The organism is Halobaculum sp. MBLA0143, from assembly GCF_041361465.1.
Taxonomy (GTDB): Archaea; Halobacteriota; Halobacteria; order Halobacteriales; family Haloferacaceae; genus JAHENP01.
Genome location: NZ_JBGKAC010000001.1, coordinates 1173311 through 1198526 on the forward strand (window position 1 = coordinate 1173311; position 25216 = coordinate 1198526).

General features: G+C 70.1%; 24 protein-coding genes and 1 pseudogene. 10 read left to right on the forward strand and 15 right to left on the reverse strand.

Translation table 11 applies throughout. The annotated features are described in order from the left end of the window. Positions 1–52 precede the first annotated feature (52 nt). The gene (locus RYH79_RS06090) at positions 53–1384 is read left to right on the forward strand and encodes an RNB domain-containing ribonuclease (RefSeq protein WP_370897246.1); all 1332 of its coding nucleotides are present in this window, start codon (positions 53–55) and stop codon (positions 1382–1384) included. Here RYH79_RS06090 and RYH79_RS06095 read toward each other — a convergent pair. After that, entirely contained in the window at positions 1381–2604 is a 1224-nt protein-coding gene (locus tag RYH79_RS06095) for a PAS domain-containing protein (protein WP_370897248.1), read from the reverse strand. The genes RYH79_RS06090 and RYH79_RS06095 overlap by 4 nt on opposite strands. A gap of 185 nt (positions 2605–2789) precedes the next feature. Beyond that, positions 2790–3977, reverse strand: a complete 1188-nt coding sequence (locus RYH79_RS06100) for an iron-containing alcohol dehydrogenase (RefSeq protein WP_370897250.1) — start codon at positions 3975–3977, stop codon at positions 2790–2792. Between the two features lie 90 nt (positions 3978–4067). Between RYH79_RS06100 and RYH79_RS06105 the strand changes: the two genes are divergently transcribed. Continuing rightward, positions 4068–5462 carry a M28 family peptidase gene (locus RYH79_RS06105; protein WP_370897252.1) on the forward strand — a complete coding sequence of 465 codons (1395 nt, stop codon included), beginning with the start codon at positions 4068–4070 and terminating at the stop codon, positions 5460–5462. A 247-nt stretch (positions 5463–5709) separates the two neighbouring features. On the opposite strand, the gene RYH79_RS06110 is transcribed toward RYH79_RS06105, so the two are convergent. Further along, positions 5710–6024 carry a DUF7562 family protein gene (locus RYH79_RS06110; RefSeq protein WP_370897254.1) on the reverse strand — a complete coding sequence of 105 codons (315 nt, stop codon included), beginning with the start codon at positions 6022–6024 and terminating at the stop codon, positions 5710–5712. Between the two features lie 143 nt (positions 6025–6167). On the opposite strand from RYH79_RS06110, the gene RYH79_RS06115 reads away from it, so the two are divergent. Both RYH79_RS06115 and RYH79_RS06120 read left to right on the forward strand, forming a co-directional pair. Then, entirely contained in the window at positions 6168–6647 is a 480-nt protein-coding gene (locus RYH79_RS06115) for an RNA-binding protein (RefSeq protein WP_370897256.1), read from the forward strand. A 45-nt stretch (positions 6648–6692) separates the two neighbouring features. Further along, complete coding sequence (locus RYH79_RS06120; RefSeq protein WP_370897258.1) at positions 6693–6920, forward strand: hypothetical protein; 228 nt, start codon at positions 6693–6695, stop codon at positions 6918–6920. On the opposite strand, the gene RYH79_RS06125 is transcribed toward RYH79_RS06120, so the two are convergent. Further along, positions 6917–7693, reverse strand: a complete 777-nt coding sequence (locus RYH79_RS06125) for an endonuclease/exonuclease/phosphatase family protein (protein ID WP_370897260.1) — start codon at positions 7691–7693, stop codon at positions 6917–6919. The two genes, RYH79_RS06120 and RYH79_RS06125, sit on opposite strands and share 4 nt — an antisense overlap. Before the next feature lie 229 nt (positions 7694–7922). On the opposite strand from RYH79_RS06125, the gene rqcH reads away from it, so the two are divergent. Beyond that, positions 7923–10037, forward strand: coding sequence for a ribosome rescue protein RqcH (rqcH, locus tag RYH79_RS06130; protein ID WP_370897262.1), 2115 nt, complete (start codon positions 7923–7925; stop codon positions 10035–10037). Between the two features lie 41 nt (positions 10038–10078). On the opposite strand, the pseudogene RYH79_RS06135 reads toward rqcH, so the two are convergent. From RYH79_RS06135 to RYH79_RS06145, 3 genes and pseudogenes are all read right to left on the reverse strand, one after another. Beyond that, positions 10079–10252 (reverse strand): annotated as a pseudogene (locus RYH79_RS06135) (DUF8150 family protein); the annotation flags it as partial. Between the two features lie 12 nt (positions 10253–10264). Beyond that, positions 10265–10402, reverse strand: coding sequence for a hypothetical protein (locus RYH79_RS06140; RefSeq protein ID WP_370897264.1), 138 nt, complete (start codon positions 10400–10402; stop codon positions 10265–10267). A 319-nt stretch (positions 10403–10721) separates the two neighbouring features. After that, positions 10722–11405, reverse strand: coding sequence for an HAD family hydrolase (locus RYH79_RS06145; RefSeq protein ID WP_370897265.1), 684 nt, complete (start codon positions 11403–11405; stop codon positions 10722–10724). A gap of 610 nt (positions 11406–12015) precedes the next feature. On the opposite strand from RYH79_RS06145, the gene RYH79_RS06150 reads away from it, so the two are divergent. The 3 genes from RYH79_RS06150 (at position 12016) to RYH79_RS06160 (ending at position 14354) form a co-directional block, all read left to right on the forward strand. After that, on the forward strand, positions 12016–12483 hold the full coding sequence (locus RYH79_RS06150; protein ID WP_370897267.1) for a hypothetical protein: 468 nt from the start codon (positions 12016–12018) through the stop codon (positions 12481–12483). 176 nt (positions 12484–12659) lie between these two features. Next, positions 12660–13727: an mRNA surveillance protein pelota gene (locus RYH79_RS06155; RefSeq protein ID WP_370897269.1), complete on the forward strand. Its 1068-nt coding sequence runs from the start codon at positions 12660–12662 to the stop codon at positions 13725–13727. A 99-nt stretch (positions 13728–13826) separates the two neighbouring features. After that, a complete protein-coding gene (locus RYH79_RS06160; RefSeq protein WP_370897271.1) occupies positions 13827–14354 on the forward strand; it encodes a hypothetical protein in 528 nt (175 codons plus the stop codon). A gap of 4 nt (positions 14355–14358) precedes the next feature. On the opposite strand, the gene RYH79_RS06165 is transcribed toward RYH79_RS06160, so the two are convergent. The 4 genes from RYH79_RS06165 to RYH79_RS06180 all read right to left on the reverse strand — a co-directional run bounded on the left by RYH79_RS06165 (position 14359) and on the right by RYH79_RS06180 (position 17707). Next, a complete protein-coding gene (locus RYH79_RS06165; RefSeq protein ID WP_370900787.1) occupies positions 14359–15144 on the reverse strand; it encodes an arylamine N-acetyltransferase family protein in 786 nt (261 codons plus the stop codon). A gap of 123 nt (positions 15145–15267) precedes the next feature. Further along, positions 15268–17043: a 2-succinyl-5-enolpyruvyl-6-hydroxy-3-cyclohexene-1-carboxylic-acid synthase gene (menD, locus tag RYH79_RS06170; protein WP_370897273.1), complete on the reverse strand. Its 1776-nt coding sequence runs from the start codon at positions 17041–17043 to the stop codon at positions 15268–15270. A 46-nt stretch (positions 17044–17089) separates the two neighbouring features. Continuing rightward, positions 17090–17368: a UPF0058 family protein gene (locus tag RYH79_RS06175; protein WP_370897275.1), complete on the reverse strand. Its 279-nt coding sequence runs from the start codon at positions 17366–17368 to the stop codon at positions 17090–17092. A 114-nt stretch (positions 17369–17482) separates the two neighbouring features. Beyond that, positions 17483–17707 (reverse strand): DUF7120 family protein, encoded by a 225-nt coding sequence (locus tag RYH79_RS06180; RefSeq protein ID WP_370897277.1) that lies wholly within the window; start codon positions 17705–17707, stop codon positions 17483–17485. 326 nt (positions 17708–18033) lie between these two features. On the opposite strand from RYH79_RS06180, the gene RYH79_RS06185 reads away from it, so the two are divergent. Further along, complete coding sequence (locus RYH79_RS06185) at positions 18034–18726, forward strand: hypothetical protein (RefSeq protein ID WP_370897279.1); 693 nt, start codon at positions 18034–18036, stop codon at positions 18724–18726. Here the strand turns inward: RYH79_RS06185 and RYH79_RS06190 are convergent. Beyond that, positions 18723–19190: a DUF5804 family protein gene (locus RYH79_RS06190; protein ID WP_370897281.1), complete on the reverse strand. Its 468-nt coding sequence runs from the start codon at positions 19188–19190 to the stop codon at positions 18723–18725. The genes RYH79_RS06185 and RYH79_RS06190 overlap by 4 nt on opposite strands. Positions 19191–19241: 51 nt before the next feature. Next, positions 19242–19499 (reverse strand): HVO_A0114 family putative DNA-binding protein, encoded by a 258-nt coding sequence (locus RYH79_RS06195; protein WP_370897283.1) that lies wholly within the window; start codon positions 19497–19499, stop codon positions 19242–19244. Positions 19500–19876: 377 nt separating this feature from the next. Between RYH79_RS06195 and RYH79_RS06200 the strand changes: the two genes are divergently transcribed. Beyond that, the gene (locus tag RYH79_RS06200) at positions 19877–21121 is read left to right on the forward strand and encodes an outer membrane protein assembly factor BamB family protein (protein ID WP_370897285.1); all 1245 of its coding nucleotides are present in this window, start codon (positions 19877–19879) and stop codon (positions 21119–21121) included. Positions 21122–21220: 99 nt separating this feature from the next. Here RYH79_RS06200 and RYH79_RS06205 read toward each other — a convergent pair whose 3' ends face one another. Together RYH79_RS06205 and RYH79_RS06210 are read right to left on the reverse strand one after the other, a co-directional pair. Then, positions 21221–23476, reverse strand: coding sequence for a thioredoxin domain-containing protein (locus RYH79_RS06205; RefSeq protein WP_370897287.1), 2256 nt, complete (start codon positions 23474–23476; stop codon positions 21221–21223). A gap of 131 nt (positions 23477–23607) precedes the next feature. Next, positions 23608–25062 (reverse strand): DUF4397 domain-containing protein, encoded by a 1455-nt coding sequence (locus tag RYH79_RS06210; protein ID WP_370897289.1) that lies wholly within the window; start codon positions 25060–25062, stop codon positions 23608–23610. Positions 25063–25216: the final 154 nt, after the last annotated feature.

The following is a 25216-nucleotide window of genomic DNA, read 5'->3' on the forward strand; positions in this document are numbered from 1 at the left end:
CCGGGCGACGGCGCCCGAAACGCCTACCAGTGGTTCCGTCGTACCTGGGCACATGACCGACACAGCGGCGGACGGCGAAACCGCCGACGACGGCACGGCAGAGTCACAGGGGCCGGTGAAGATCACGGAGCGGTTGGACGAAGCCCTCGCCGACCGACGCGAGGAGCTGTTCGAGGAGTTCGGCATCGCGGACGGCTTCCCGCCGGAGGTGTTGGCCGAAGCGGAGGCGCGCACGGAGGAGGTCGACGAGGAGATCGAGGCGGAGCTAGACGAACGGCAGGATCTCCGTGACCTGACGACCTGGACGACCGACCCGATCGACGCGCAGGACTTCGACGACGCCATCTCCGTCCGCGACGAGGGCGACGAGTACCACCTCTGGGTCCACATCGCGGACGTGAGCCACTACGTCCACCCGGAGTCGGAGATGTGGAGCGAGGCCGTCCAACGCGGGAACACGGTGTACCTCCCCGGCTACACGATCCACATGCTGCCGCCGGTGCTGGCCGAGACCGTCTGTTCGCTCGTCCCGCAGGAGGACCGCCTCGCTCACACCGTCGAGATGCGACTGGACAAAGAGACCCTCTCGTTCGAGGAGTTGGACATCTACAAGTCGGTGGTCCGGTCGGACGAACGACTCACCTACACGCAGTGTGAGAACCGCCTGGAGGACCCGGAGGCGCCGCTCCACGAGGAGAACGCCCTCGCGTACGAAATCGCAGAACAGCTCCACGAACAACGGAAGGAGGACGGCAGCCTCGTGCTCAACCCCTCGCGGGACCGCGCCCACACCATCATCGAGGAGTGCATGCTGAAGGCAAACAAGGCCGTCACACACGAGCTGATGTGGGAGCGCGGGGTGGAGGCGATGTACCGCGTCCACCCACAGCCGACGCCGGAGCAGTGGGACGACGCGCTCCGAGAGATCCAAGAGCTCAACGGCGTGTCGATCCCCGGCGGTTCCTGGAACGACCCCCGGAAGGCGGTCAACGCGGCGATGGAGGAGGCCCCCGGCCGCGCACTCGACAAGATCCAACGCGCCGTCCTGAAGGTGATGCCGCGCGCGAAGTACATGAACGACCCGTTCGGCGGCCACCACGCGCTCAACTTCGACATCTACGGCCACTTCACCTCCCCCATCCGGCGGCTGTCGGACCTCATCAACCACTGGATCGTCCACACGAACGACGTGCCCGAGGACCTGATCGCGCTGTGTGACCGGGCGTCCGACCGGCAGAAGGACGCCGAGACGGCAGAGCGGCTGTACAAGGAGCACATGGAGGAACTCGGACTGGACCCGTACGCCGTCAACAACCGTGGCGTCGAAGTGGTGGACGACCCCGCGGAGGCGACCCACGAAGCGCCGGAGACGCTGCCGGACTAACGCTCTCTGTCGACGACGGCGACGAGCGCGTGCGGCTCGTCGGCGACCGTCACCGGCTCGACGCGCACGTCCGCGACCGTCTCCGCGCTCGGGAAGCCGACGGCCTCCACCACGCGGGTCGTCTCGCCGACACTCTCGGAGACGGCCCCGGAGCCGTCGGCCGTCGTCACTCCGCCGTCGCGACGGGCGCGTCCCAACACCGTCTGGACGGCGGAGTCGACCCGGCCGGTGTCCGGCTCCGCGACCAGCGTCGCCACCGCCGGCCCGTCGCCCGCCCTGGGGCGCGGGGAGACGCCGAGTCGCCGCCGTGCGGGGTCGTTGGCGAACAGGACCGTCGACGTCTCGTCGACGACGAGCGCGGGCGTGCCGACGCCGTCGGCGACGGCCGCCTGACAGTCGTGACGAACTGCCGTCCGCTCCCGCGTCGTCACGTCGTCCGCGTAGACGATTGCACCGCCGTCGTCGTCGGGGAACACGCGAACGGACAACACTCGATCGTCCGTCTCTACCTCGACCGTCTCCGGCTCGCGGCTGTCGACGACACGCCGGGTGGCCGACTCCACGGCCGTCCCGGCGAACGCAGGGACCGCCTGCCACAACGACGCGCCGGCGACCTCGTCGCCGTCCACGTCGAACTCCGACAGGAACGTCTCGTTGCCGAACAACACCGTCGAGTCGTCGTCGACGGCGACGACCGACTCCCCGGTGCGGTGGTACGCGCGCCGGAGCTCCGCGGCCGTCGCCTCCGCGCGTCGCTTCGCGCGGTAGCCCTGTGTCACCGTCCAGATACGCTGGGCCAACAGCTCGAAGTTGTTCTCACCCGCCCGAACCGGGACGTACGCGCTCACGCCCGCCGCGATGGCGTCGGAGGCGACGCTCTCCGAGCCGGCACCGGTGAACAACACGAACGGGAGATCCGGGTACGACCGCCGGAACGACTCCAGAAACGAGACGGCGTCCGTCTCCCGGAGCGTGTAGGCGCTGACGACACAGTCGACGGTCGGCTCCGGCGTCGTCGGGTGGGCCCCGTCCAGTGTCGTCGCGCTCGGGTCTTCGCCCGCGATGGCGGCGAACGCCGCCGCCGCCGAGTCGACGTGTGTGACCGAGACCGTCGGATCCAGTCGCGTGAGCGACCGTTCGACCAACTGCGCGAAGTCCTCGTCGCTGTCGACGTACAGCACCTCCGTCGGAGCGACGGGTGACTCCGCACGGTCACGCATGTCCGACTCTCTCGGTGTCACGCTTTATCGTTGTGTCGGTCGGGACAGTGTTCTCGAACATTAATTCAATTTTTCTGTACAGAGTCTAACTCCCGGGCCCTCGTTCTGCACTCGTTCTCTATTCGAAGTCATAGGTTTTTCGATAGAGTGTCGAAATCAGGCACGAGAGACCGTTTTCCCCGGATTCACCAGGCGTCGTCGAGGACTCGGCGTGCGGCAGTCTCGTCGAGGTCGTACGCCGGCGGTGCGTTGGCGACGAGCGAGTCGGCGGCAGTCGCGCGAGCGGCGGCCGCGAGCGTCTCTCCCGGTTCCCCGTCGCGGTCCGCCGCGGCCCGCAGTGTCGCTGGCAGCCCCAGTGCGTCTCGAATCGCCGCCAGTCGGTCGGCGACCGCCTCACCGTCCGACACCCCCAGCGCCTCCGCCGACGGTGTCGGCGAGACGCCGGCCGCGAACAACCGCCGCAGGGCGTGGGGGGCGACTACCGCGTGTGCCACTCCTTGTTGGAGGTCGAACACGTCCCGGAGCGCGTGGCCGAACGCGTGGAGCACGTTCAGCGTGGTCGTCTCCGGTCGGGCGACGCCGTACTGCGCGAGCACGAGGCCGGCGACGACTCGGTCTACCGCGGCGGCGTCGTACCCGTCGTCCCCGTCGAACAACGCCGGCAGCCCGGTGTCGAAGTACGCCAGCGCCCGCCGGGCAGTCGCGTCGGTCACGGGCGTCCGGTCGGCGGCGTACGTCGATTCGACGGCCTTGTTCAGGCCGTTGAACGCCGACCCCGCGAGCACGGACTGTGGTGTGGTCTCGAACAACGCCGGGTCGAAGACGGCCGCCTCCGGCATCAGTCCAGGGTCGCCGACGCCGGTGGCGACGACCTGGTCGTCCAACTGCACCGTGATCCCGGCGACGCCCGACAACGACGCCCCGGCGAGCGTCGTCGGCACGGGGACCAACGCCGGTCTGTCGCCCGACGGCGGGGTCACCCCCCCGGTCTCGGCGACCGTCTCTCGGACGGCCGCGAGGTCCCGGTCGTCCGCCCGGAGCGTCGCCGCGACGGTCGCCACGTCGAGACTCGACCCGCCACCGACCGGGACGAGCGCGTCGGCGTCCGTCTCCGCCGCTCGGTCGGCGACGGCCGCGGCGGTCGCCGCCCGCTTGTCCGGAGTCGTCCCGACGAACGTGTCGACGCGAGCGTCGCCCAGCCCCGCCTCGACGGGATCCATCAGCGCCCGGTTGCGCCCGGTGTTGTCGCCACAGACGACGAGCGCGCGCGAGCAGTCCAGCGCGGCGAGCAGGTCCGCCAGCCCGTCGGCGGCGCCGCGGCCGTACTCGATTCGCGCGGGTCGGTAGTCGAACGCGAACGGCTCGGTGTGCACGCCGAGTGGTTGGGTGCCGCCGGCTTAGACCCCTCGGGTCGTCGCTCGACTCCCCACGCCTCTTTTGCCGTGGCGCGTGTTCCGTGGGGTATGGACGAAATCGCCGCAGAGTTCGGGCGGGCGTGGGTGGCGGATCGCCCACGGACGTTCCTCTCGGAGCTGACCGGGATCGACAGTCGGATGGCCGGGTCGCCGGGCGAGACGCGCGCGGCGGCGCTCGTCGTCGACGCGCTCCAGTCGGCCGGCGTCGAGGATGTGACCCAGGAGTCGTTCGAACTGTCGGCCTGGAGCCGAGGCGACGCGACGCTGACGACGACCGAGCCGACGGAACGCCAGTTCGAGGCGGTGGCGTTGCCGTACTGTCCATCCGCGTCCGTCTCCGGCCCGGTGGTGGACGTTGGCCACGGCAGCCCCGAGGAGATCGAGGCCGCGGACCTGTCCGGCCGGGTGGCGTTGGCGAGCACGGACACTCCCGCCGGCGGGCGGTTCCTCCACCGGATGGAGAAGTTCGGCGCGGCCGCCGACGCCGGGGCCGTCGGCTTCCTGTTCGTCAACCACGTCCCCGGCCAACTCCCCCCGACCGGCTCGCTGACGTTCGGTCGGGAGGCGGAGATCCCCGCGGTCGGCGTGAGCCACGAGACCGGCGAACGACTCCGGGAGCACGCCCTCTCGTCGGCCGCCTCACACGAGGACAGCGAGCCGACAGGCCCGGTCACCCGGGTGGAACTGGACGTGGACGCGGAGACGCGCCCGGGAGAGAGCCAGAACGTCGTCGGTCACCTCGGCCCGGAGACGGACGACCGGCTCCTGCTCCTCGCCCACTACGACGCCCACGACATCGCGGAGGGGGCACTTGACAACGGCTGTGGCGTGGCGACGCTGCTCGTCGCCGCGGGGCTCCTGGCCGACGCGGAACTGGACCGTGGAGTGACCGTCGCGGCCGTCGGCGCCGAGGAGGTCGGACTCCTGGGGTCGGAACACCTCGCGCAGACGCTGGACCTGGAGACGGTCGCGGGCGTCTGCAACGTTGACGGCGCCGGTCGGTTCCGCGATCTGGTGGCGATGGCTCACAGTTCGACGGCGACCGCGAGCGTCGCGCGCCGCGTCGCCGAGCGGACCGGCCACCCGGTCGCCGTCCAGACGGATCCACACCCGTTCTCCGACCAGTGGCCGTTCGTCCGCCGGGGCGTGCCGGCGCTCCAGCTCCACTCCCGGGCCGCGACGCCGCCGGCCGCCACCGGCGACTCCCCCTCGGGTGGCGTCGGCGCCGGCCGAGGCTGGGGACACACCCACGCCGACACGCTCGACAAGGTCGACGTCCGGAACGTCCGGGAACACGGGATGTTGACCGCGTTGCTCGTGCGGGAACTGGCGGCCGCGGAGCTGCCGCGGTTGGAGACGGCGACGCTGGAGAAGGCGTTCGAACGGAACGACTTCGAGCCCGGAATGCGGGCGGCCGGACTGTGGCCCGACGAGTGGGCGTAGTGTGAACTACCTCGGGGTCGAGTGGTTCGAGATGCCGAGGGCGTCTCGTCGTCCCGGCTTCGGTCTCCGGAGACCCCGAGGCACCCGCCTCGTCTACCTGTAGAGAACTGTGAGGTGTCGGCGTCGGTCGCGGTCGGCGTCTTCGTCCGCGACCCGTGTCGGTGTGACGCTCCGTCGGCGCACTATCGTCGGTCGCGGTCGGCGTCTTCGTCCGCGACCCGTGTCGGTGTGACGCTCCGTCGGCGCACTATCGTCGGTCGCGGTCGGCGTCGCCTTCGGTCGCGCGGGCGACGACCTCCCGTTGGAAGACGGCCGCGAACTCCTCGCTCGTCGGGTGGTCGACCTCGCGTTCCACGTCGGCCAGGAGCGACTCCAGGCCGTCGCGGGGCTGGTGACACAGGTCGCCGTGACAGTCTCCGCAGAGGTACTCGAACTCCTTGTCGTGACGGTCCCACCGATCTCCCTCCTTGTCGTACTCGCGGGCGTCACCCCGGGGGAGCTGGTCGCCACAGGCGATGCAGACGACCTCTTCGCCACCCCGATCCCGCCGGGAACCGAACATGAGCGTACGTGAGACGCCCGGGGACTTAGGCGTTGTCGGCTCGTCGCCGACCGTGTCGTCGGTCGACTCGGTCGGGACGGTCGGTCCGCTCGTCACCGAATCGAACGGGCGATTTATGCTCCCGACGCCGCCCAGACACACACATGGACGTGAAGTCGCGTCACCACCTCCGGTCGGACGAGATCGACGAGATCCGGACGGCGTTGTCCGACCGGCTGGGCGTGTCGTTGGACGGAGAGGCGTTCGAACTGGTCGAGTTGACTGACTCCCCGTTCGATCTCGTGTTGGTCGACGGTGACCCGGACGTGTTGTACGTGGACGGCGATCCGTTCCTCACCGTGCGTGGGGCCAACGAGCACCCCCCGGAGACGGGTGTGGTGACGGTCGACCCCGGGGCGGTGTCGTTCGTCTCCGACGGCGCAGACGTGATGCGCCCGGGGATCACCGAGGCGGACGACGGGATCTCGACGGACGACCTCGTCGCTATCGCCGAAGAGAGCCACGGGAAGGTGCTCGCGGTCGGGCGCGCGCTCGTCGACGGCAGCGAGATGGCCGGCAACGAGGGGAAGGTGGTGGAGTCGGTTCACCACGTCGGCGACGATCTGTACGAGTTCGCGGTGTAGTCGAGCGCTGCGTTCTTGCGCTCGGATCGAGACAGCTTCGACCGCATGGACGAACTGATCGAGGTCGCAGATGTCCTCGTGGACGGCGGTCTCGAGGGTATCGTCGCCGCACTGATCCGACTCGTCGGGCTAGTCGCACTGCTCGCGGGTGTCGGCCTCTGGCTCCTGACGGACACCGGGCTGCTCGTCGCGCCGGCGGCGTTGATCGCCTGCGGACTGTTCACGCTGCTGATCGCTCCGGGGCTGTTCGTCGCCGCGTTGGAGGTCGTCTAGTCGGTTGCCGCCAGGTCTGCGGCGACCGGCCGGTGATCGGAGGGCCGCCCGGCCGGCTCGTCGTCGCCGTCGGCGCCGCCGGCGTGGACGGCGTACCGCCGCGTCTCGAACCCGCGTGTGAACACGTAGTCCAGCCGCCGACGGTCGGCCGGGCTGTCCTCGTCGTGGGCGCGGCCGCCGAACCCGACGTACGTCGCCCGTGGCCCGACGGTCTCCCCGGCGGCGCGTCGGCTGTCGGACAGCGACTCCGTGAACGCCGCGTACGGCGGGGCGTCGGGCGTGCAGTTGCAGTCGCCGGCGACGACCGCCGGGCCGTCCGGGAGTCGGTCACGGACGAGCCGCGCACCCTCCAGGCGGGCCTCGCTCCCGCGGTGGTCGAGGTGGAGAGAGACGACCGGGAACGTCGCCTGCGTCTCGCGGTCGCGCAGCGTCACCCGGGTCGCAACGCGCGGGAAGGCGGCGTCCCACGCGACCACACCCAGTTCTCCGTCCGGCGCGATCCCGAACGCCGTCGCGTCGACTCGCTCGAACCGCTCGGGGTCGAAACCCACCGGCGTGTGGCTCCCGTTCTCGTCCGGAAACGCGACCCACTCGTGGGGCGTGCGCGCCCGGAGGTCGTCGAGTTGACCGTGCCAGCACTCCTGGAGTGCGATCACGTCCGGCTCCAGACCCGCGAGCACGTCGGCGACACGGTCGCGTCGCCGCTCCCAGGCGATCGACCCCTCGTCTAAGCCGGCGTACCGGACGTTGTAGGCGACGACACGGAGTGTCATCGTGTCCACGGAGCGTCCCGACGGAGAAGAGTCTGCTCCCGGCGGCCCCCCGGCCGCCGTCGCGGAGGTCACCCACGCCGAACCACCTGTGCGGGTCCACCGACGACCGGAGCGCGTCGAGGGCGCCCACCCGGTGAACCCGTCTGGCACGTTCACCGCCGTCGAGCGGCCGGTCGTCCCGGCGACTCTATGCCGGAACGCAGAAACCGGGGACGGCCGTACGTCGCCCGTGGATCAGAAACGCGAGCTGACCAGCGTGGACGTGGCCGCCGTCGTCGGGGAGCTGTCCCGGTACGAGGGGGCGAAGCTGGACAAGGCGTACCTCTACGGCGACGACCTGGTGCGGCTGAAGCTGCGCCACTACGACCACGGGCGGGTGGAGCTGTTGATCGAGACGGGCGAGCGGAAACGGCTCCACGCGGCGGACCCCGACCGGGTGCCGGACGCGCCGGAACGGCCGCCGGAGTTCGCCAAGACGATCCGGTCGCGGATCGCCGGCGGGGAGCTGGCGAGCGTCGAGCAGTTCGAGTTCGACCGGATCGTCGTCTTACGGTTCGAACGACCCGACGGCGACACGACGCTCGTCGTGGAGCTGTTCGGCGACGGCAACGTCGCGGTGCTGGACGAACACGGCGAGGTGTTACGGAGCCTGGAGACGGTGCGGCTGAAGTCACGGACGGTCGCCCCCGGCGCCGTCTACGAGTACCCCGCCTCGCGGCTCCAGCCGTTCGCGGTGGGGTTCGACCAGTTCCGTGCGAAGGTGCAGGAGTCGGACGCCGACGTGGTGCGGACGTTGGCCACCCAGCTCAACTTCGGCGGGCTGTACGGCGAGGAGATCTGTGCCCGAGCGGACGTGGACAAGACGCTGGACGTGTCGGAGCTGTCGGACGACCAGATCCGGGCGCTGTACGACGCCGTCGGCCGGATCGGCGACCGGCTGCGCGCCGGCGACCTGGAGCCCCGAGTGTACGAGGACGACGACGAGGTCGTCGACGTGACGCCGTTGCCGCTCGCCGAGCGGGAGTCGTTCGACGCCGTCGGCTTCGACGACTTCCAACGGGCGCTCGACGACTACTTCCGGCGACTGGACACGGACGAGGCGGACGACGACACTGCGCCACAACGGCCGGACTTCGAGGGAGAGATAGCCAAACAGGAACGGATCATCGAACAACAGGAGGGGGCGATCCAGAACTTCGAGGAGCAGGCCGAGGCGGAGCGCGAACGGGCGGAACTGTTGTACGCCAACTACGACCTCGTCGACGACGTGCTGACGACCGTGCGCGACGCGCGCGAAGAGGGGACCGACTGGGACGAGATCGAGGCGACGCTGTCGGCCGGCGCCGACCGCGGCATCCCCGCGGCGGAGGCGGTCGTCGGCGTCTCCGGGAGCGACGGCACCGTCACCGTCGATATCGACGACAGCCGGATCGAACTCGTCGTCGCCGACGGGGTCGAGAAGAACGCCGACCGGCTGTACCAGGAGGCCAAACGCGTCGAGGGGAAGAAACAGGGCGCCCTGGAGGCAATCGAGAACACCCGCGAGGAGCTGGAGGCGGTCCGGGAACGCAAGCGCCGTTGGGAGGCGGCCGACGGCCACCCGGACGACGAGGACGAGGAGGAGGACGACGACGACGAAGAAGAGACGGAGACGGACTGGCTCGCGGAGCCGTCGGTCCCCCTGCGGACGAGCGACGAGTGGTACGAGCGGTTCCGGTGGTTCCACACCTCCGACGGCTTCCTCGTGATCGGCGGCCGCAACGCCGACCAGAACGAGGACATCGTGAACAAGTACCTGAACAGCAACGACCTGTTCTACCACACTCAGGCCCACGGCGGTCCAGTGACGGTGTTGAAGGCGACCGGACCCAGCGAGGCCGCTCGTGACGTGGACATCCCCCAGCAGAGCCGCGAAGAGGCCGCACAGTTCGCGGTGGCGTACTCGTCCGTCTGGAAGGACGGTCGCGGCGCCGGCGACGCCTACGAGGTCACCCCGGATCAGGTGTCGAAGACCCCCGAGAGCGGGGAGTACCTGGAGAAAGGCGGGTTCGTGATCCGCGGCGACCGGACGTACTACCGGGACCTGGCCGCTCGCGTCGCCGTCGGCGTCCAGGCCGAGGAGACGACCCAGGTGATCGGCGGGCCGCCGAGCGCCATCGGCGACCGTGCCGCGACGACGATCGAGCTGGAGCCCGGCCGGTTCGCCCAGAACGACGCCGCGGTGAAGTGCTACCGGGAGTTCAAGACCCGTTTCGCCGACGAGTCGTTCGTCCGGAAGGTGGCGAGTGCGGACCTGATCCAGGAGTTCCTCCCGCCCGGCGGGAGCGACCTGCTCGGGGTGTGAGGGCGGGCGGAGACAGGTGTCGATCCCGTGAGGACGCGCGACTACTTCGTGTCGCCGTCGCCCGCGTCGCCGTCCCCCTCACCCAGCACGTCGTCGGCGAACGCCCGCAGTTCGCGCCCGTGTTCCGCCGAGAGCCCGGTCTGGCGGGCGGACTCCAGCTGTGACTCGACGAGCCGGTTCTGTTGTGGCCCCCGCACTTCCGGGGGGTTGTTCCGTACGTACTCGGCTCACCGCTCGACCGCTGCCAGCCCCTCGCGGCGGGTCTGCTCGCGGCGGTCGGCCAACGGGTCGTCGGGATCTGAGTCTGGCACACTCCTCGGACATCCCCAGGTGACGGTCGCCGTGGGGCCGTCGACGACGCTCACGGCGCCATCTCCGCCCCGGCCGGCCCCAGCGCGTCGGCGGCCGACGCGGACGCGCAGCTCCACGAGACCGCCCGCAGACCCCGACAGAGTCGGCACACGCCGCCTACGACGAGCGTGTCGGCGTCGTTGCGACGGCGCTGGCGACGCTCCGCGACCGAGTCGAGTCGTCGACGTCGGAGGCGAAGTAGCTCTCGGAGACGCCGGTGTCGACTTCGGTGACGCGGAGTCGATGGCGCCGACGCGGAGTCGACCGTCGGCCCGCACGACCGCGGCGGCGACGGTGTCGCCCCGTCGACAGCTACGGCACGGGAGAACGGCGTCACAACACCGACGCCAGCTCTGCGAGTGAGCCGAGTCGGTAGTCCGGCGTCGGGTCGGGGTCGTCCGTCGCGTCGTCGCGCGGCACCCACGCACTCGCCGCCCCGGCGGCGCGAGCACCGCCCACGTCGTCGTGGAGTGAGTTGCCGACGAGCAGAACTCGCTCCGGGGTGGTGTCGAGCGCCGCGGCCGCACGCTGCACCGGCTCCGGACTCGGCTTCCCCGGCGCGTCACCCTCGGGATGACAGTACAACTCGACGGCGAACGCGTCCCGAATACCGACGGCGTCGAGTTTCGTCGTCTGTGTCTCCCGTCTTCCGTTGGTCACCAGCCCGACCGATCCGTCGTCGGCCGCGGCCGCCAGCGCGGACGCTGCCCCCTCGCGGAGCGACACGGCCGTGTGGTCCACCACCTCGGCGTTGGCCGCCGCCAGTCTCGGGGCGAGCGACGGATCCCCCCCGACCGTCTCGATCACCGCCCGGTACACCGCCTCGTAGAACGCCCGGTCTCCGGTGGCGTCCACCTCCGGCAACGAGTGGAAGTCCACCGCGCGCATATCGGCCGGGTCGAAGAACGGGTCCACGTCCACCCGGTCGAACACGCCCGCGTGAATCTCCTCGAGTCCCTGTTCGTCCACGACCAGCGTCCCGTCGAGGTCGAACAACACCGCGTCGAACGTGTTCACGACTCCGAGTTCGGGAGGCTCTCGGCAAGGCCGTTTCGACCGGTCGCGGACAGTGAGAGGCCGTCGTAGTTCTCGTCCGGGTCGTCTGGGTGGTTCGACGACGACGGGCCGCCACGGGAGGGTAGCGGCGGCGCTCGACGGACCGACCGCACGGGCGAACGGCAGCCGTCCACTCCGGTCGCCAGACTGGTAGCGGCGACTCGCCGGGTGTCGCACCGGCCGGGCCAGACGATCCAGAGTCGAGACGTTCGGAGTGTCCCGAAGACCGATGTCCCGTATCGACGGTTGTCTGCGGCCGTTCTGGCGAGAACCTCTGTTCGCTCGCTCGCCCGTCCCGCGGTCGCTGTCGGTGTGCCGTCGTCGTTCTGGGAATCGTCGAGTCGGTCGGAGAGGGCGCGCCGGCCACCACCGCCGACGACGTACTGGCGAACCCGGTCGCGTTCCCCCTCGGTCACGTTCTCGACGGGCCCGTCGGAAGGGGCCGAGTGCGGACCCGATCCGGGGGTTCCTGCCGCCGGGCGGGAACGACCCGATCGAGGTGTGAGACGACCGTCGTCCGCTCACCCGACGACGCCGTTGGCTACTTGTCGCTCGACAGAGACCCGAGGCCGTGGAGAAGACAGTGTTCAGACGCGAGGACAGAGGCGACGACGCGGCCGCGGCGACGGCCGTGCGAACACGCCACGCGGACCACGACCGCGTGCAACTCGACGGGTTCGTCCCGCCCGGGGAGACGCCCCGGGACCGGGCCGATCGAGGACTGTCGTTCGCGGCGACGTTCCTCTCGGAGTACTGTGACGGGGGGTTGGAGGACGTGACGACGATCCGTCACTACGTCCGCGAGGATCTCCTCCCGGAGGCGGAGTTCGAGATCGGCGCGGCGTGTCGGGAGCACTTCGAGCCGCCGGAGCTGCCGGCGACCGTGATGGTCGGCGTGAGCGACGTCGTCGGCGGCGACGCCGCGGTGAAGATGGAACTGCGGGCGACGGTGCCACACGATCGCGAGACGACGGACGTAGACGTGGTGGAGCTGCCGCCGCCACCGGGGTACGCGAGCAGCGCCGACCGGACGGAGTGACCGAACGTCGGCACTGTCCCACTCGGCGTTCGTCCACGGTCTCGCGGCGACACAGTGGGTGGGTTCGGCAGTCGTGGACGGTCGAACTGCCGTCGGCGCGTCAGTCGCAGCGAACTGTCCCGGGTCGTGAGCGTCGAACCACGACACCCTTGTAGCGGCCCGCCCGAGATCCGAGTATGCGAACGGAGCCCCGCGGCTACGCCGAGGACGGTCGCGAGCGACTGGAGATCGTCCCGGAGACGACGGACGACCTGTGGCACCTCTCACACGTTCTGGAGCCGGGCGACCACGTCTCCGGCGACACCACGCGGCGGATCCAACGAGACGACGAGAACCTCCGGGACACCGGCGGGGAGCGCGAGCACATGCGTGCCACGGTCCAGGTGGACGACGTCGAGTTCGCTCGGTTCGCCAACAGACTCCGAGTGGGCGGAGAGATCGTGGACGCCTCCCGCGAGGATCAGCTCGGCCACCACCACACGCTGAACGTGGAGGCAAACACGGAGATCGTCGTGGAGAAGGAGTTCAAGCCGGACCAGACGGAGCGGCTGGAGGAGGCAGAGGCGGCGACGGACGCGCCGCCGGTCGCCATCGCCACCGTGGAGGAGGGGGCGGCGGCGGTCCACACGGTCCAACAGTACGGCACCGAGGAGTACGTCTCGCTGACGAAGCCGACGGGTAAGGGGGAGTACGCCCAGCCGCGGGCGGAACTGTTCGACGAGCTGGGCGAGGCGTTGAGACGGCTGGACACGGACGCGGTGATCCTGGCCGGGCCGGGGTTCACGAAACAGGACGCACTAGACTACTTCGAGGAGAACTTCTCGGACGTGGCCGGACGGGTGACGACCGTCGACACCTCGGGGATCGGCGACCGTGGGGTTCACGAGGTGCTCAAGCGCGGCGCGGTCGAACGGGTGCGCGAGGAGACCCGGATCGCTCGGGAGGCGTCGCTGATCGACGACCTCACGGAGCGAATCGCCGAGGGAACGAAGGCGACGTACGGGCCGGCGGCGACGATGGAGGCCGCGGAGTTCGGCGCCGTCGACACGCTGTTGATCGTCGACGAACGGCTGCGGGCCGAACGCCAGGGTGACGGCGACTGGGAGATCGACGCCGACGAACTGCTCACGACCGTCGAACGCCAGGGCGGCGACGTGACCGTCTTCTCCGGAGAGTTCCAGCCCGGCCAACAGCTGTCGAACCTCGGCGGCGTCGCCGCACTCCTGCGGTACCGACTGGAGTAGCCGGCGGCGCCTCCAGCCGGTGTCACCGTCGCACGTACAGTGTTTCGAATCCTGTGACACAGCGTTAGCTACTACTCGTGTGGTGTTGTACCAACGAACATGCCAGAGTCCCGAATCGAGGGTGACTACGTCGTCGCAGTGATCGACAGTGTGACCGACGTGTCACCGGTGTTCGAGTCCAGAGCCCGCGACATCCTGGCGGACGCCGGGATCGACGACCCAGAGCCGTCGGCCGCCTACGACGCCGCGGCGTTCGGCGACGCGATGACGGAGATGGCGGACGCGACCGGCCAGACGACGGTGAAGCGGGCCGGCGAGCAGATGGTCGCACAGAACGACGCCATCACCGCACAGGAGTCGTTCGTGGACGGGTTCGAGGTGTTGTGCGAGCAACACGAGGCCGTCCACCGCAGCTTCTCGACGGAGGCAGTCGGCGACTACCGGGCCGAGCAGACCGGCGACCGCGAGCACCGAGTCGCGACGTACGGCGGCTACACGTTCCCCGAAGCGTTGGCCCGTGGTGTGACCGAGGGCGTGGTGAAGGCGACGGAGTCGCCGGCGATCGTAGCGTTCGACGACGCCACCCCGGAGCCGGACGAGACGCACGCGTTCGTCGTCTCTTGGTAGGGAGTCAGCCGTCGACCGGAATGCCGAACTCGGCCGCGAGTGTCGCCTCGAACGACGACTCGTCGACCGGCCGGCGCTCCCGGCCGTCGGCGGTCGTCACCGTCAGTCGGCCGTCCGTGAGCGTGCGGTAGCCGTCCTCTGTGGCGACGACCGCCAACGTCCAGTCGGTGAAGGTGGCGTCCGGGGCGTCCTGGTGGTACTCTCGGGCCGGCTCGAAGTACGACCGCTCCCGGTGGGTCGTCTCGAAGACGAACCGGTCGCGCCAGTCGTCGCCGTCGAATCCGCGCGACTGGGCGACGTAGTCGGCGTCGCGGCGGTCGCTGTCTGTGAGCCGCCAGGCGCCACACGGTCCCTCGCGGGGGGTGCCGTCGAACGGCAACGGCGTCCGGATCACGTCGCCGCCGAACCCCACGTCCGCGAGGTACGGTTCGTCCAACGAAATCAGCAGCGTCTGGTGGTCGCCCGGCGGCCCGAGCGACCCGTCGGGCGCGAACACCCGAGCGCCCAGGCGGGAGACTTCGAACCCCAACTCCGTCAACAGCCAGTAGAACAGTCCGTTGAGTTCGTAACAGATCCCGCCCCGACCACGTTCGACCACCTTCTCGTAGCGGGCCGCCAGCGACTCCGGCACCCCACTCGGCTCCCACTCCTCGCGTGTCCCCGCCGACACGGACAGCGTCTCGAACGGGACGGCCGTGACGTGTGCCGCCTGGAGTCGCCCGAGCGTCTCCAGGTTCGGCTCCGTCGCCGCTTCCGGCTCCACCCCGACCCGTTCGAGGTAACGTTCCACGTTCAAGTGTGGAAACTACTACACTACTACTGTTTTTAACCCTTTCTCTCGGGGAGGCTGCCGAGATCGACGGGAGTAACTACGTTTCACGGACACCAGCCTCCGTCGACGGTCTCGTGGGTGTCAGTCGTCGTCGACGGCCTCACGGACGCCACTCGCCGTCGCCTCGGTCAACGCCTCGCGGACGCGGTGGCTGGCCTCGGCGTCCGTCTCGACGGCGACGACGCCGCTGCCGTCCGTCGTCGTCGCCTCGCGGTACTGCTCGCGGAACGCCGCCGGATCGTCGCCGTCGACGCGGGCGAACGACAGTCCGAACATGTCGGCGGCGTGCTCGAACTCCAGTCCGTGTGGGGTGCGGAACTGCTCGGTGAACGGGGGGTCGAACGACTCGATGGGGAGCTTGTGGAAGATCCCGCCGCCGTCGTTGTCGATCAACACGACCGTCACGTCCACGTCGGCGCGCTCGACCGCCAACAACCCAGTGGTGTCGTGGTAGAAGGCGAGGTCCCCAGTGACGAGCGTGAGGTGATCCGTGGTGGCGCTGCCGGCACCCAGTGCGGTCGAGGTTATCCCGTCGATCCCGGAGACGCCACGGTTCCCCAGCACCGTCAGCGAGCGGGCGGCGGGCTCGGCGAAGCGGTCCAGGTCGCGGACGGGCATGGAGTTGGAGACGAACACGGTGGACGGCTCCGGCGCGAGTTCGACCACGTCCGCGAGCACGCGCCCCTCGAACGGGCGGTCCTCGGCCGCCACCGCCTCCCAGTGGGCGCGCTCGGCCGCCTCCCAGCGCTCCCGCCAGGCGGTCGAGTCCGGCCCCCCGACGCGGCGCGCCGCGGCGACGGCCAGCCGCGAGGGGTCGGCCGCGACCAGGTCCGTCGCGGTGAACTCCGCCTCTCGCCAGCCGCCGGCTGGGTCGACGAGTAGCTGTCTGGCGTCGGTCGCGGCGAGGTACTCTCGGAGTGGCTTCGATGTGGGCGAGGCGCCGAAGCGGAACACCACCTCCGGATCCGGCCAGTCGGCGACGGCGTCGCCCGCGAGCACGCCGTCGTAGCCGCCGAGAATCGGCGCGACCCGGGTCGAGGAACCGAATCGGAGCCCGGACAACGGGTCCGCCAACACGGGGAAGCCCGTCCGGTGGGCGAGCGTGGTGATCGCCTCCGGATCCGGCCCGGGCGGGTCCGCCGGTCCGGCGACGATCAGCCCGCGTTCGGCCGACAGTGCCTCCGTCACGGCCCCGAGGTCCCGGTCGTCCAGCGTGGCGTGACCGGTCGTCGTCGCGACGAACGCGGTGTCGCCGTCGCGGCCGGCTGCCGCGAGCGGCGGCAGGTCGTCGGGCACGTCGCCCGGCACCGACACCGGCTCCAACGGCTTGCGGAACGGGACGTTCAGGTGGACCGGGCCGGCGGGTGTCGACTCCGCCTCGTGGACGGCCCGGCCGGCGTCCGTCCGGAGCCGTCGGAGCTTCCGTTCCGTCGGCTCCGGCTCCGGCAGGTCGCGGTACCACCGCACGGCGTCCCCGAACAGCTTCTCCTGGTCGGCCGTCTGGTTGGCGCCGGAGTCGCGCAGCTCCGGCGGACGGTCGGCCGTCAGCGCCAGCAACGGGACGCGCGCCTGTGACGCCTCCATCACGGCGGGGTGGTAGTTGGCGGCGGCGGTGCCGGAGGTGCAGATCAACGGCGTCACCTCGCCGGTGCGGCGGGCGCGACCCAGGGCGAAGAACGCCGAGGCTCGCTCGTCTAAGTGAGAGAAGACGCGGAGGTCGTCGTGGGCGGCCGCGGCGACCGTCAGCGGCGTCGACCGCGACCCCGGCGTGACACAGACGGCGGAGACGCCGGCGGCGACGAGCTCGTCGACCAGCGTCCGCGCCCACAGCGTGTTCCTGTTGGGTGCCTGACTCACGTCGTCCCGTTCGGGCGGGGCGGTGTTACGCGCTACGGACTCGTGGTCACACCTTCTCTTCTGCGTCGTCCGCGAGCTCCTCCATCCGCTTGCCGACGCGACCGGCGTCGGAGAACTCGTCTTCCGACATCGCCGTCGCCAGGGCGTTGCCGAGGACGAACACCGCGTGCTTGTGTTCGCTCTTGGACTTGTGGACGTGTGAGGGGTCCACCTCCAACTCGTCGTACGGATCGAACAACGAGGAGTCCACGTCGTCTTGGCTGCGGAACTGCTCCATGATGATGACCATCTGCTCGTGCAGTTCGAGCAGTTCGTCCTTGTGCATACCCACACTGAGGATTTCCCGAGGTTAAACGTTGTCCGGCAACCACTCGCAGACGGCCGCGACGGACGGCGCCGCGGCTCCCCGCGGGCCCGCACGCGACGAGACCGGCCCAGATCAGAAGACGTACTCGTCGTCGTGGCCCATCATCCCGTCGTCCTCGAAGCCGTCGACGGGATCCGCCCCCTCGTCGTCCTGGGGTCCGCTCGTCTTGAACGCCTTCAGCCCGGTGGACAACAGTTCCTCGACCGCCTCCTCCCTGTCGACGAACTCCCCCCGCTCTACCATCTGCGCGATCTGCATCTCCAGGTGCTCCGGTACCGTCAGTTCGACTCGTGGCATCTACTGCGGTCTTGACGAACGTGTTATTTAAAACCTGTGGGGCGTGCTCCAGCACCGAGACCACCGGATAATCGCTGTACGGCGGCGGGGTCGTCGGAACACCGCCGCCGTAGAATTCACGTCTGTTGTCACGATTCTAACCGTCACAGGGGGCGGCTGGCGGCGCGCGCGCGCCGAGACGGCCGCGTCGTCGGTGACACTCGTGGCCGGCAGTGGGTCGTCGCCAGCGGCGCCCTGGTGCTCCACGCTCGCGGACGACTGCTCGCGGACGACTGTTCGCGGACGACGCCGCAAGCGCCAAGCCGTCGGGCCGCCAGGATTCGGTCGTGACACGCGCGGCAGTCGAGGCCGGCTTCGAACAGTTCGTCGACGACGCGATTCGGGCGACCGCCGAGGCGTTCGCCGTCGGCAACGCCCTCGGCGGGACGGACGGCCCGCCGGGGGTCGTCGACCGGCTGGTGTCCAACAGCGCGGCCGTCGAACGCTCCGTCGTCCAGCCGGAGCTGGAGTCGTACCGTCGGGACGTGCTCGCACAGTTCGACGCCGTCTTGGACGCCGTCGAGTCGCCGGAGCCGTGGGACGCGCACGCCGACCGGGTTCTGGAACTCGACCGCTACCGGGTGGCGATGCGCGACTCGTTGTCGTCGAGCCGCCGCGAGACGGTGGAGTCGGCGTTGTTGGACCGCCAGCGCGGGCTCGCCGACGCGGTCGCGCCGATGGTCTCGGCCGACGCCGACGCGTTCTGGCCGGCCGTCACGGAGACGCTGTCCGTCTCGGAGGCCCGGACGGTCGTCGACGACCACTTCGAGTTCACTCGGCCGCTGGAGGCGTTCCCGGACGCGTTCGCGTTCGCCACCACGGTCGACCCTGCGGACGTACTCGGCGGGCTGGGTGGTCTCCTGGCCGGCGGGCTCCCCACCCTCCGGGTGGAGTTCACCGACGAGGCCGCGCGCGCGATGCGACGCGCCGAAGAGCGCGTGAGCGAGCAGGCCCACCGCGAGATCGACCGCCGGTTCTAACGTCCCGGCTGGTCGAACTCCGCTTCCGTCACGCGGACAGTCACCGTCTCCTCGACGTCGTGGAGGTCGTAGCTCGGCCGCCCGCTCCCCGTCCGCGCGAGGTACATCGGCTCCAACAGCCGATCCTCTCGGAGACCGTACACCTTGAGGTACCGTCCGGTCTCCTCGGGCGCGGCCCGTTCGTTCCTGATCGCCGTCGCCAGGTCGCGCGAGAGCCACTCCTCGTCGGTGACACTGGGCTCCTGGAGCAGCGTCTCGTCGACGAACCGCGTCAGGTACCAGTCTAAGTCGTTGCACAGCGCGAGCGCCGTGCCGAGACTCACCGTCTCCAGGGCCACGGAGTCGTGGAACGGACTGTACAGGTCGTAGGTGGCCAGCGCCTCCCGGGCCGTCTCCCGCGAGAGGAGTTCGCGTCTGAGCGGCGCCTCCGCGTCGCGGTCGCCGAGGAGACAGACTGTGGTCATTCGGGTCGCCGTCGTGGTGCCAACGGCATAACTGGCTGGGGATCGGCCGCCTCAGACGAGCGGCTCGACGACGAGCGTCTCCTGTGCCGGCACCGGTCGCTTCCGTCTCCCCTCCGTCTCGAAGCGCCCGACGCCCAACTCTGCGAGCGCCGACAGATCACGCGACACCTGCGACTTGTCGCGGTCGAGCCGGCGCGCGAGATCAGTGACGGAGTCGACTTCCTCGGCTCGTACCGTTCGAAAGATCTCCCGCCGGGCGGGGGTGATCTCGGCGGCCGTCTCCCAGCCGATCACGTTCACGTCGTCCACTCTGCCGCGTGCGAGCGTCAGAGAGAGACCAACAGGCGGACGGACGACCACGCCAACGCCGAGCCGACGGAGACGAGTCGTCGGATCGAGTCTCTCCTTCGCCGTCGGTGTCACCTGTCTCTGGTGGGAGGTGGCGTGACGTCACACCTTCCGAACAGAGGGGGACGACAGATCGTCCTACGGGCTCTCACGAACCAGGCGTCACGACGAGCCAGACACACTCTCCAGCAATTTTAACAAACGGGCGAGCATCTACTACGGTTCGATCTGTGACCAGTACACGACGACGACTTCTCCAGGCGGTCGGTGTGGCCAGTGTCGGGTCGCTCGCCGGGTGTGGTAGGGCCTCTGAAGACGAGTCGACGAGCGACCCTCGTGTGGGTGGGTGGCCGTCCATCTACTACGACGGTCGCAACACCAGCCACAATCCACACGCAGCGCCACCGACCGACGAGCCCGGAGTCGTCTGGCGGGTGAAGGGTCACACCTGGAGGAGCGCCGCAGCAGAGACGACGTACCGTCTCTCCAGCGCTAGACCGGTCGTTGCCGACGGACGTGTGTACGTCGGTGGCCAGGGCGTCACCTGCTACGATACACGAACTGGGGAACGGACGTGGGAGCGAGAGAACGACGACCGGTTCGTCGTCGGGCTGGCTGCTCTCCACGGTCGGGTACACGCCGTCGAACGGGCAGCGGACGCATCGGCGGGTGGTGACCCGGAGGGGTTCCTGTCGGTCCTCGATGCGGCGACCGGGGAACGCGTCCGGACGGCGAACTGTGGTGCTCGACCGTTCGTCCCGACTACCGACGGCGACCGAGTCGTCGTCCCGACACGTCGTGGTCAGGTCGGGTTCGACGCTGCCGGAGCCAGACGGTGGCGCGTCGCCGACGGCACTCCCCGGATCCCTCCCGGGCCGGCGGCGATCACCGACGACAGCGTCTACCTCTCGGCGTCCGGCGAGTTCGGAAGATACAGCCGGGAGAGTAGTCTAATAACCGGGGCTTCCGTCGACAGCCGTTGGTCGGTCGACCGTGGCCTTCGGCGTCGCTGGCACCCGCCGACAGTCACAGACGAGTGTATCGTCGCCCCGGTCGTGCAGTTGGCCCAGGATCTTCCCGGGGCGGGTGGTGTTCGGCCGGGGCTCCACGCGTACGGTCGGGACGGCACACCTCTGTGGCACCTCCCCGTCCCGACGACGTGGATGTCCGGTGACGACTCTCCGGGAGAGTTCATCCACCGTGTGTCGTCGCCGGCCGTCGCAGACGGCGTCGGCTACGTCACGAGCGCCCGGCTGTCGTGGAACCGGGGGGCCGCAACGTCGGCAGACACGGCCCTCCAAGCGTTCGATACGACGAGTGGCGACGAGCGGTGGCGGGCGACCTTCCCGGGCGAGGGGAGTGACGCAGTCAGTCCGGTCGTCGCCGACGGTCGGGTCTACGCTGTGATTCCCGACAACACTGGGGAGAGCGAGACGAGCAGGCTCGTCGCCCACGGACGACGTGGAAATCGCTTGTGGAGCGTCGGCGTCCCGGGAGTCGGGTACCACCTCGCTGTCTGTGGTGAGACGTTGTACGTCGCACTGAGGGGCGGTGAAGTCGTTGGGTACAGTTCGAACAGTTGAGCTTCGGAGCTAGCCTCTGTAGACGTTCCCTGTCTCGGTGGCCGTTCGGGAGCGAGGCACCGATCGCACGGACACGCTGTCGCTGTAGGACGCCTCGGACTACTCCCCCGGCGTCCACGTCAGCGCCTCGTACAGCGACGCCCGCGGCGGCGAGCACGACCGGCCGCGACAGACGTACGCGGTCGGCGTGCCGTCGCGCGCCTCGCGGTTCGCCCAGACGGGCGGCGCGTCGGCGAGGTCGAGTCGCGTCAGCCAGTCTTCCAAGTCGGCCTCGGTCGCGGGCCGGGGGGCGAGCACGGCGTCGGCGAGGAACTGGTTGGCGAGCGTGTCGCGCCACTCGGTGGGCCACTCGTCGGCCGCGAGCGTGAGCTCCAGCGAGCCGCGGGCGTGTTTGGCGGCCGACAACGCCAGGGTGACGTGCTCCAGCGGGCGGCCGGCGACGCGGTCGCGGTGGGTCGCCAGCGTGTCGGCGGCGGCGTCGGCGAAGCCCGCCTCCGGCCGGAAGTCGTCCAGGTCCAGCAGGACGGAGACGGCGACACCGAGACTGGAGGGGGTCGAGCGGTCCGTGGGCTCCTGTGGCCGGGCGATCAGCTCCTCGCCGTCGGCGGGCGTGGCGTAGATCGTCCCCTCGTCGGCGTCGTAGAACGCCTCCGAGATCACCTCGGCCAGATCCAGCGCGAACGCGAGGTGGTCCACGTCCCCGGTGACGCCGTACAGTTCCAGCGCGCCGCGCGCGAGGAAGGCGTAGTCCGCGAGGTAGCCCGTTCCGGCGGCGCCGCCGACGGCGTCTCCCCCGCCTGCGTCGGCGTCGTCCGTCTCGGTCGCTTCACCGTCGTCACCGACGGGGTTCACGTCGGCCGGGTCGACGTACCGACGAGCGAGTCGGTCCCCGTCCCAGAGGTGCTCCCGGACGAACGCGAGCGCGTCGGCGCCGCGGTCGGCCAGCCCCGGATCCAGGCTGCGGGCACCGGCGGCGAACGCGGAGACGGCCAGCCCGTTCCAGGCGGCGATCACTTTCTCGTCGCGCGGCGGTCGCTCCCGACGCTCGCGGGCGTCGTACAGCGCGGCCCGGGTCTCTCCCAACAACGCCGTGACGGTGTCCTCGTCCAGGTCGTAGTCGGCCGCCAGGTCCGCGACGGACGCGGTGACGGTGAGGACGGTCGTCCCGCGCTCGAAGTTGGGCTCGTCGACGCCGAACCGGTCGCGGACGACGGCGACGGCAGTGTCCTCGTCGACACCCAGCTCCCCCAGCACGTCCGAGTCCAGTTCGGCCGACAGCGCGGCCGTCAGCGACGACTCGTCCCAGACGTAGAACGCCCCCTCCTGGCCGCCGGTGTCGGCGTCCAGCGAGGCGTAGAAGCCGCCGTCCGGGTGTGACAGCTCCCGGTCTAGGAACGCCAGCGTCTCGCGGGCGACGACGGCGTACCGCGGCTCGTCGGTGAGCCGGTGGCCGTCGAGGTACAGCCGAGCCAACGAGGCGTTGTCGTACAGCATCTTCTCGAAGTGGGGGACGACCCACTCCCGGTCCGTGCAGTAACGGTGGAAGCCGCCGCCGACGTGGTCGAACAGTCCGCCCTCGCTCATGGCGTCCAGCGCCTCCGTCGCCACCCGCAGCGGCTCCGGATCGTCCGCGCGGTCGGCCGCCCGGAGGAGGAGGTCGACTCGACCGGGCTGGGGGAACTTCGGGCCGCCGCTACCGAAGCCGCCGTAGTCGCGGTCGGCGCTCCGGAGTGCGGTCGTGACGGCGTCGTCCAGCGAGCCGTCGACGACGTCGGCGTCGGTGCCGGGGGCGCTCGCGTCCCCGGTCGTCGACTCGGAACTGCCCGTCGACTCCAGTTCCTGGCGGGCGGTCGCGGCCCACTGCTCGCCGCGGCGCTCCATCTCGCGGCGTTGTTCCGGATCCGCCCAGGAGTCGGCGACGTTGCGGCAGATCTCCAGGAACCCCGGGCGATTCCCCTTCGCTCTCTTCGGGAAGTAGGTGCCGACGTAGAACGGGTCCCCGTCGGGCGTGAGCCAGGCGGACAACGGCCAGCCCCCGCCGCCACTCACCTTCCGACAGACGGTCTGGTAGATCCGGTCGAGATCCGGCCGTTCCTCGCGGTCCACCTTGATCGGGACGAACGCGTCGTTGAGCAGCTCCGCGACGGTCTCGTCTTCGAACGACTCCTCTTCCATGACGTGACACCAGTGACACGCCGCGTAGCCGACCGAGAGGAAGATGGGCTTCTCCTCCTCTCGGGCGGTCGCCAACGCCTCGTCGTCCCACGGCTGCCAGTCGACGGGGTTGTCCGCGTGCTCGCGCAGGTACGGGCTCGCCTCGCCGGCCAGCCGGTTTCGCGCGGTCGAGTTGCTCATCACCTCGCGGTAGGAGCGCGACACTGAAGAAGGGCCCGCGACCGGGCGAGCGGGCGGGGGAACCGCTCACACGGACCGAGTCGCCCGTTCCGGTCGGGCGCAATCCACTCGGTCGGGTGCCGCCCACCCGATCAGACGCCGTCTCGGACGGACACCACCCGGAGCTCCGTGTCGGCGGGTTCGCCGTCGGCCGTCAGGTAGCCGGCGGCGAACAGGGTGTACACCCCGCCACTCTCGGCGGTGACGTCGACGGTCGTGATCGGCTCGCCCTCGTTGTCACTCGTGGCGCCGTACACCGACAGGCTGTACTCGCCGGCCGGCAGCTCCGTGTACGAGCCGTCCCCGTACGCGACGCCGTCGAAGACGACGCTCCCGTCCCCCCCGACCACGTCCACCGCGGGTGCGTCCGGGACGGCGTGCACCAGTCGCACGCGCGCCGTGTCCTCGCCGGGGCTGTCGTTGTCGTCGCGCAACACCACCGGCTCGAACGGGAAGTCACCGTCACCCACCTCGCCGACCGCGGCGACCGTGTAGTCGACCCCGCTCTCGAACGGGATGCGCCCGCCGAACACGGTCGTCTCCGGGTCGTCGGCCGGCCGGATCTCCACCGGTCGCCCGCCGGGAGTCACCGGGCGGTACTCCGACACGTCGCCGAACGCGAGGTCACTCAGTGCGATCATCTGGTCGGTGAACACGTCCACCGCGGGCGCGTTCGGCGAGAGGTGTGCCACCCGGAACGCGGCCTGCGAGGGCACCGCGTCCACCAGTCGGGTGCCGCCGTCGTCTCGGGTCACCCGGAGGTCGAACCCGCGCTCCCCGGGGACGTCGTCCGGCACCGACTCCGGCGAGAGGTAGCCGACCGCGAACGCGGAGTAGCTGCCGTCCGCAGCGAGCTCCAGGTCGTAGGCGGCGACGATGTCGCCGTCGCCGTTCGCGGTGTCGCCGCGAACCTCGACAGTGTACTCGCCGGCCGGCACCGTCGCGGTCGGCGCCTGCCCGAAGGAGACGCCGTCGAAGACCGCGACGGGGTCGCCGTCTGCGACCAACTGCACGTCCACGGCGGGCGCGCCCGGCGAGGCGTGGAGCAGTCGGAGCCGGGCGTCGCCGTCGGAGTCGGTCACGTCGTCGGTCAACACCTGCGGGGTGAACGAGCGGTCGCCGTCGGCGCCGAGTTCACCCGTCGCGGCGACCGTGTAGCCGGTGTCGCTCGCGACGGAGACCGACCCCTCGAACACCGTCTGCTCCGTGTCACTCGCGGGCGCGATCCGAACCGTGTGCTCGCCCGCCACCACACCGCCGTACTCGGTCACTTCTCCGTACGAGACCTCTCGGAACCTCGAGGTTCCGTCGAGGAAGACGGTGACGGGAGGTGCGTTCGGCGAGAGGTGTGCCACCCGGAGCGCGCCGACCGCGTCCATCTCCGTCGCCTCGTCCGTCTCTGTCGCCTCGTCCGTCTCTGTCGCCTCGTCCGTCGCAGTCGAGGGGGGCGTCTCCGTCTCACTGGCGCCGCCACAGCCGGCGAGACCGGCCGTGACACCGACACCGAGCGTTCCGAGCAACCGTCGTCGCGTCGTGTCGCGGGGCATGCAGACGGACGGAGTCACCACACCGGCAAGTATCATTTCGGGAGTGGGTCGGGACTCTCTCTCAATTTCGACTCGATTCCGTCGTGAGTTGCTCTCTCCGTCGAAATCGGCCGTTCGTCGAAAGTCATATACCCACACTCCGACGATCAAACGG

Coding starts and splice junctions, on each gene's coding strand:
- RYH79_RS06090 (WP_370897246.1), top strand. CDS start 53: ATGACCGACACAGCGGCGGACGGCGAAACCGCCGACGACGGCACGGCA.
- RYH79_RS06095 (WP_370897248.1), bottom strand. CDS start 2,604: ATGCGTGACCGTGCGGAGTCACCCGTCGCTCCGACGGAGGTGCTGTAC.
- RYH79_RS06105 (WP_370897252.1), top strand. CDS start 4,068: ATGGACGAAATCGCCGCAGAGTTCGGGCGGGCGTGGGTGGCGGATCGC.
- RYH79_RS06110 (WP_370897254.1), bottom strand. CDS start 6,024: ATGTTCGGTTCCCGGCGGGATCGGGGTGGCGAAGAGGTCGTCTGCATC.
- RYH79_RS06115 (WP_370897256.1), top strand. CDS start 6,168: ATGGACGTGAAGTCGCGTCACCACCTCCGGTCGGACGAGATCGACGAG.
- RYH79_RS06120 (WP_370897258.1), top strand. CDS start 6,693: ATGGACGAACTGATCGAGGTCGCAGATGTCCTCGTGGACGGCGGTCTC.
- RYH79_RS06125 (WP_370897260.1), bottom strand. CDS start 7,693: ATGACACTCCGTGTCGTCGCCTACAACGTCCGGTACGCCGGCTTAGAC.
- RYH79_RS06155 (WP_370897269.1), top strand. CDS start 12,660: ATGCGAACGGAGCCCCGCGGCTACGCCGAGGACGGTCGCGAGCGACTG.
- RYH79_RS06160 (WP_370897271.1), top strand. CDS start 13,827: ATGCCAGAGTCCCGAATCGAGGGTGACTACGTCGTCGCAGTGATCGAC.
- RYH79_RS06175 (WP_370897275.1), bottom strand. CDS start 17,368: ATGCACAAGGACGAACTGCTCGAACTGCACGAGCAGATGGTCATCATC.
- RYH79_RS06180 (WP_370897277.1), bottom strand. CDS start 17,707: ATGCCACGAGTCGAACTGACGGTACCGGAGCACCTGGAGATGCAGATC.
- RYH79_RS06190 (WP_370897281.1), bottom strand. CDS start 19,190: ATGACCACAGTCTGTCTCCTCGGCGACCGCGACGCGGAGGCGCCGCTC.
- RYH79_RS06205 (WP_370897287.1), bottom strand. CDS start 23,476: ATGAGCAACTCGACCGCGCGAAACCGGCTGGCCGGCGAGGCGAGCCCG.
- RYH79_RS06210 (WP_370897289.1), bottom strand. CDS start 25,062: ATGCCCCGCGACACGACGCGACGACGGTTGCTCGGAACGCTCGGTGTC.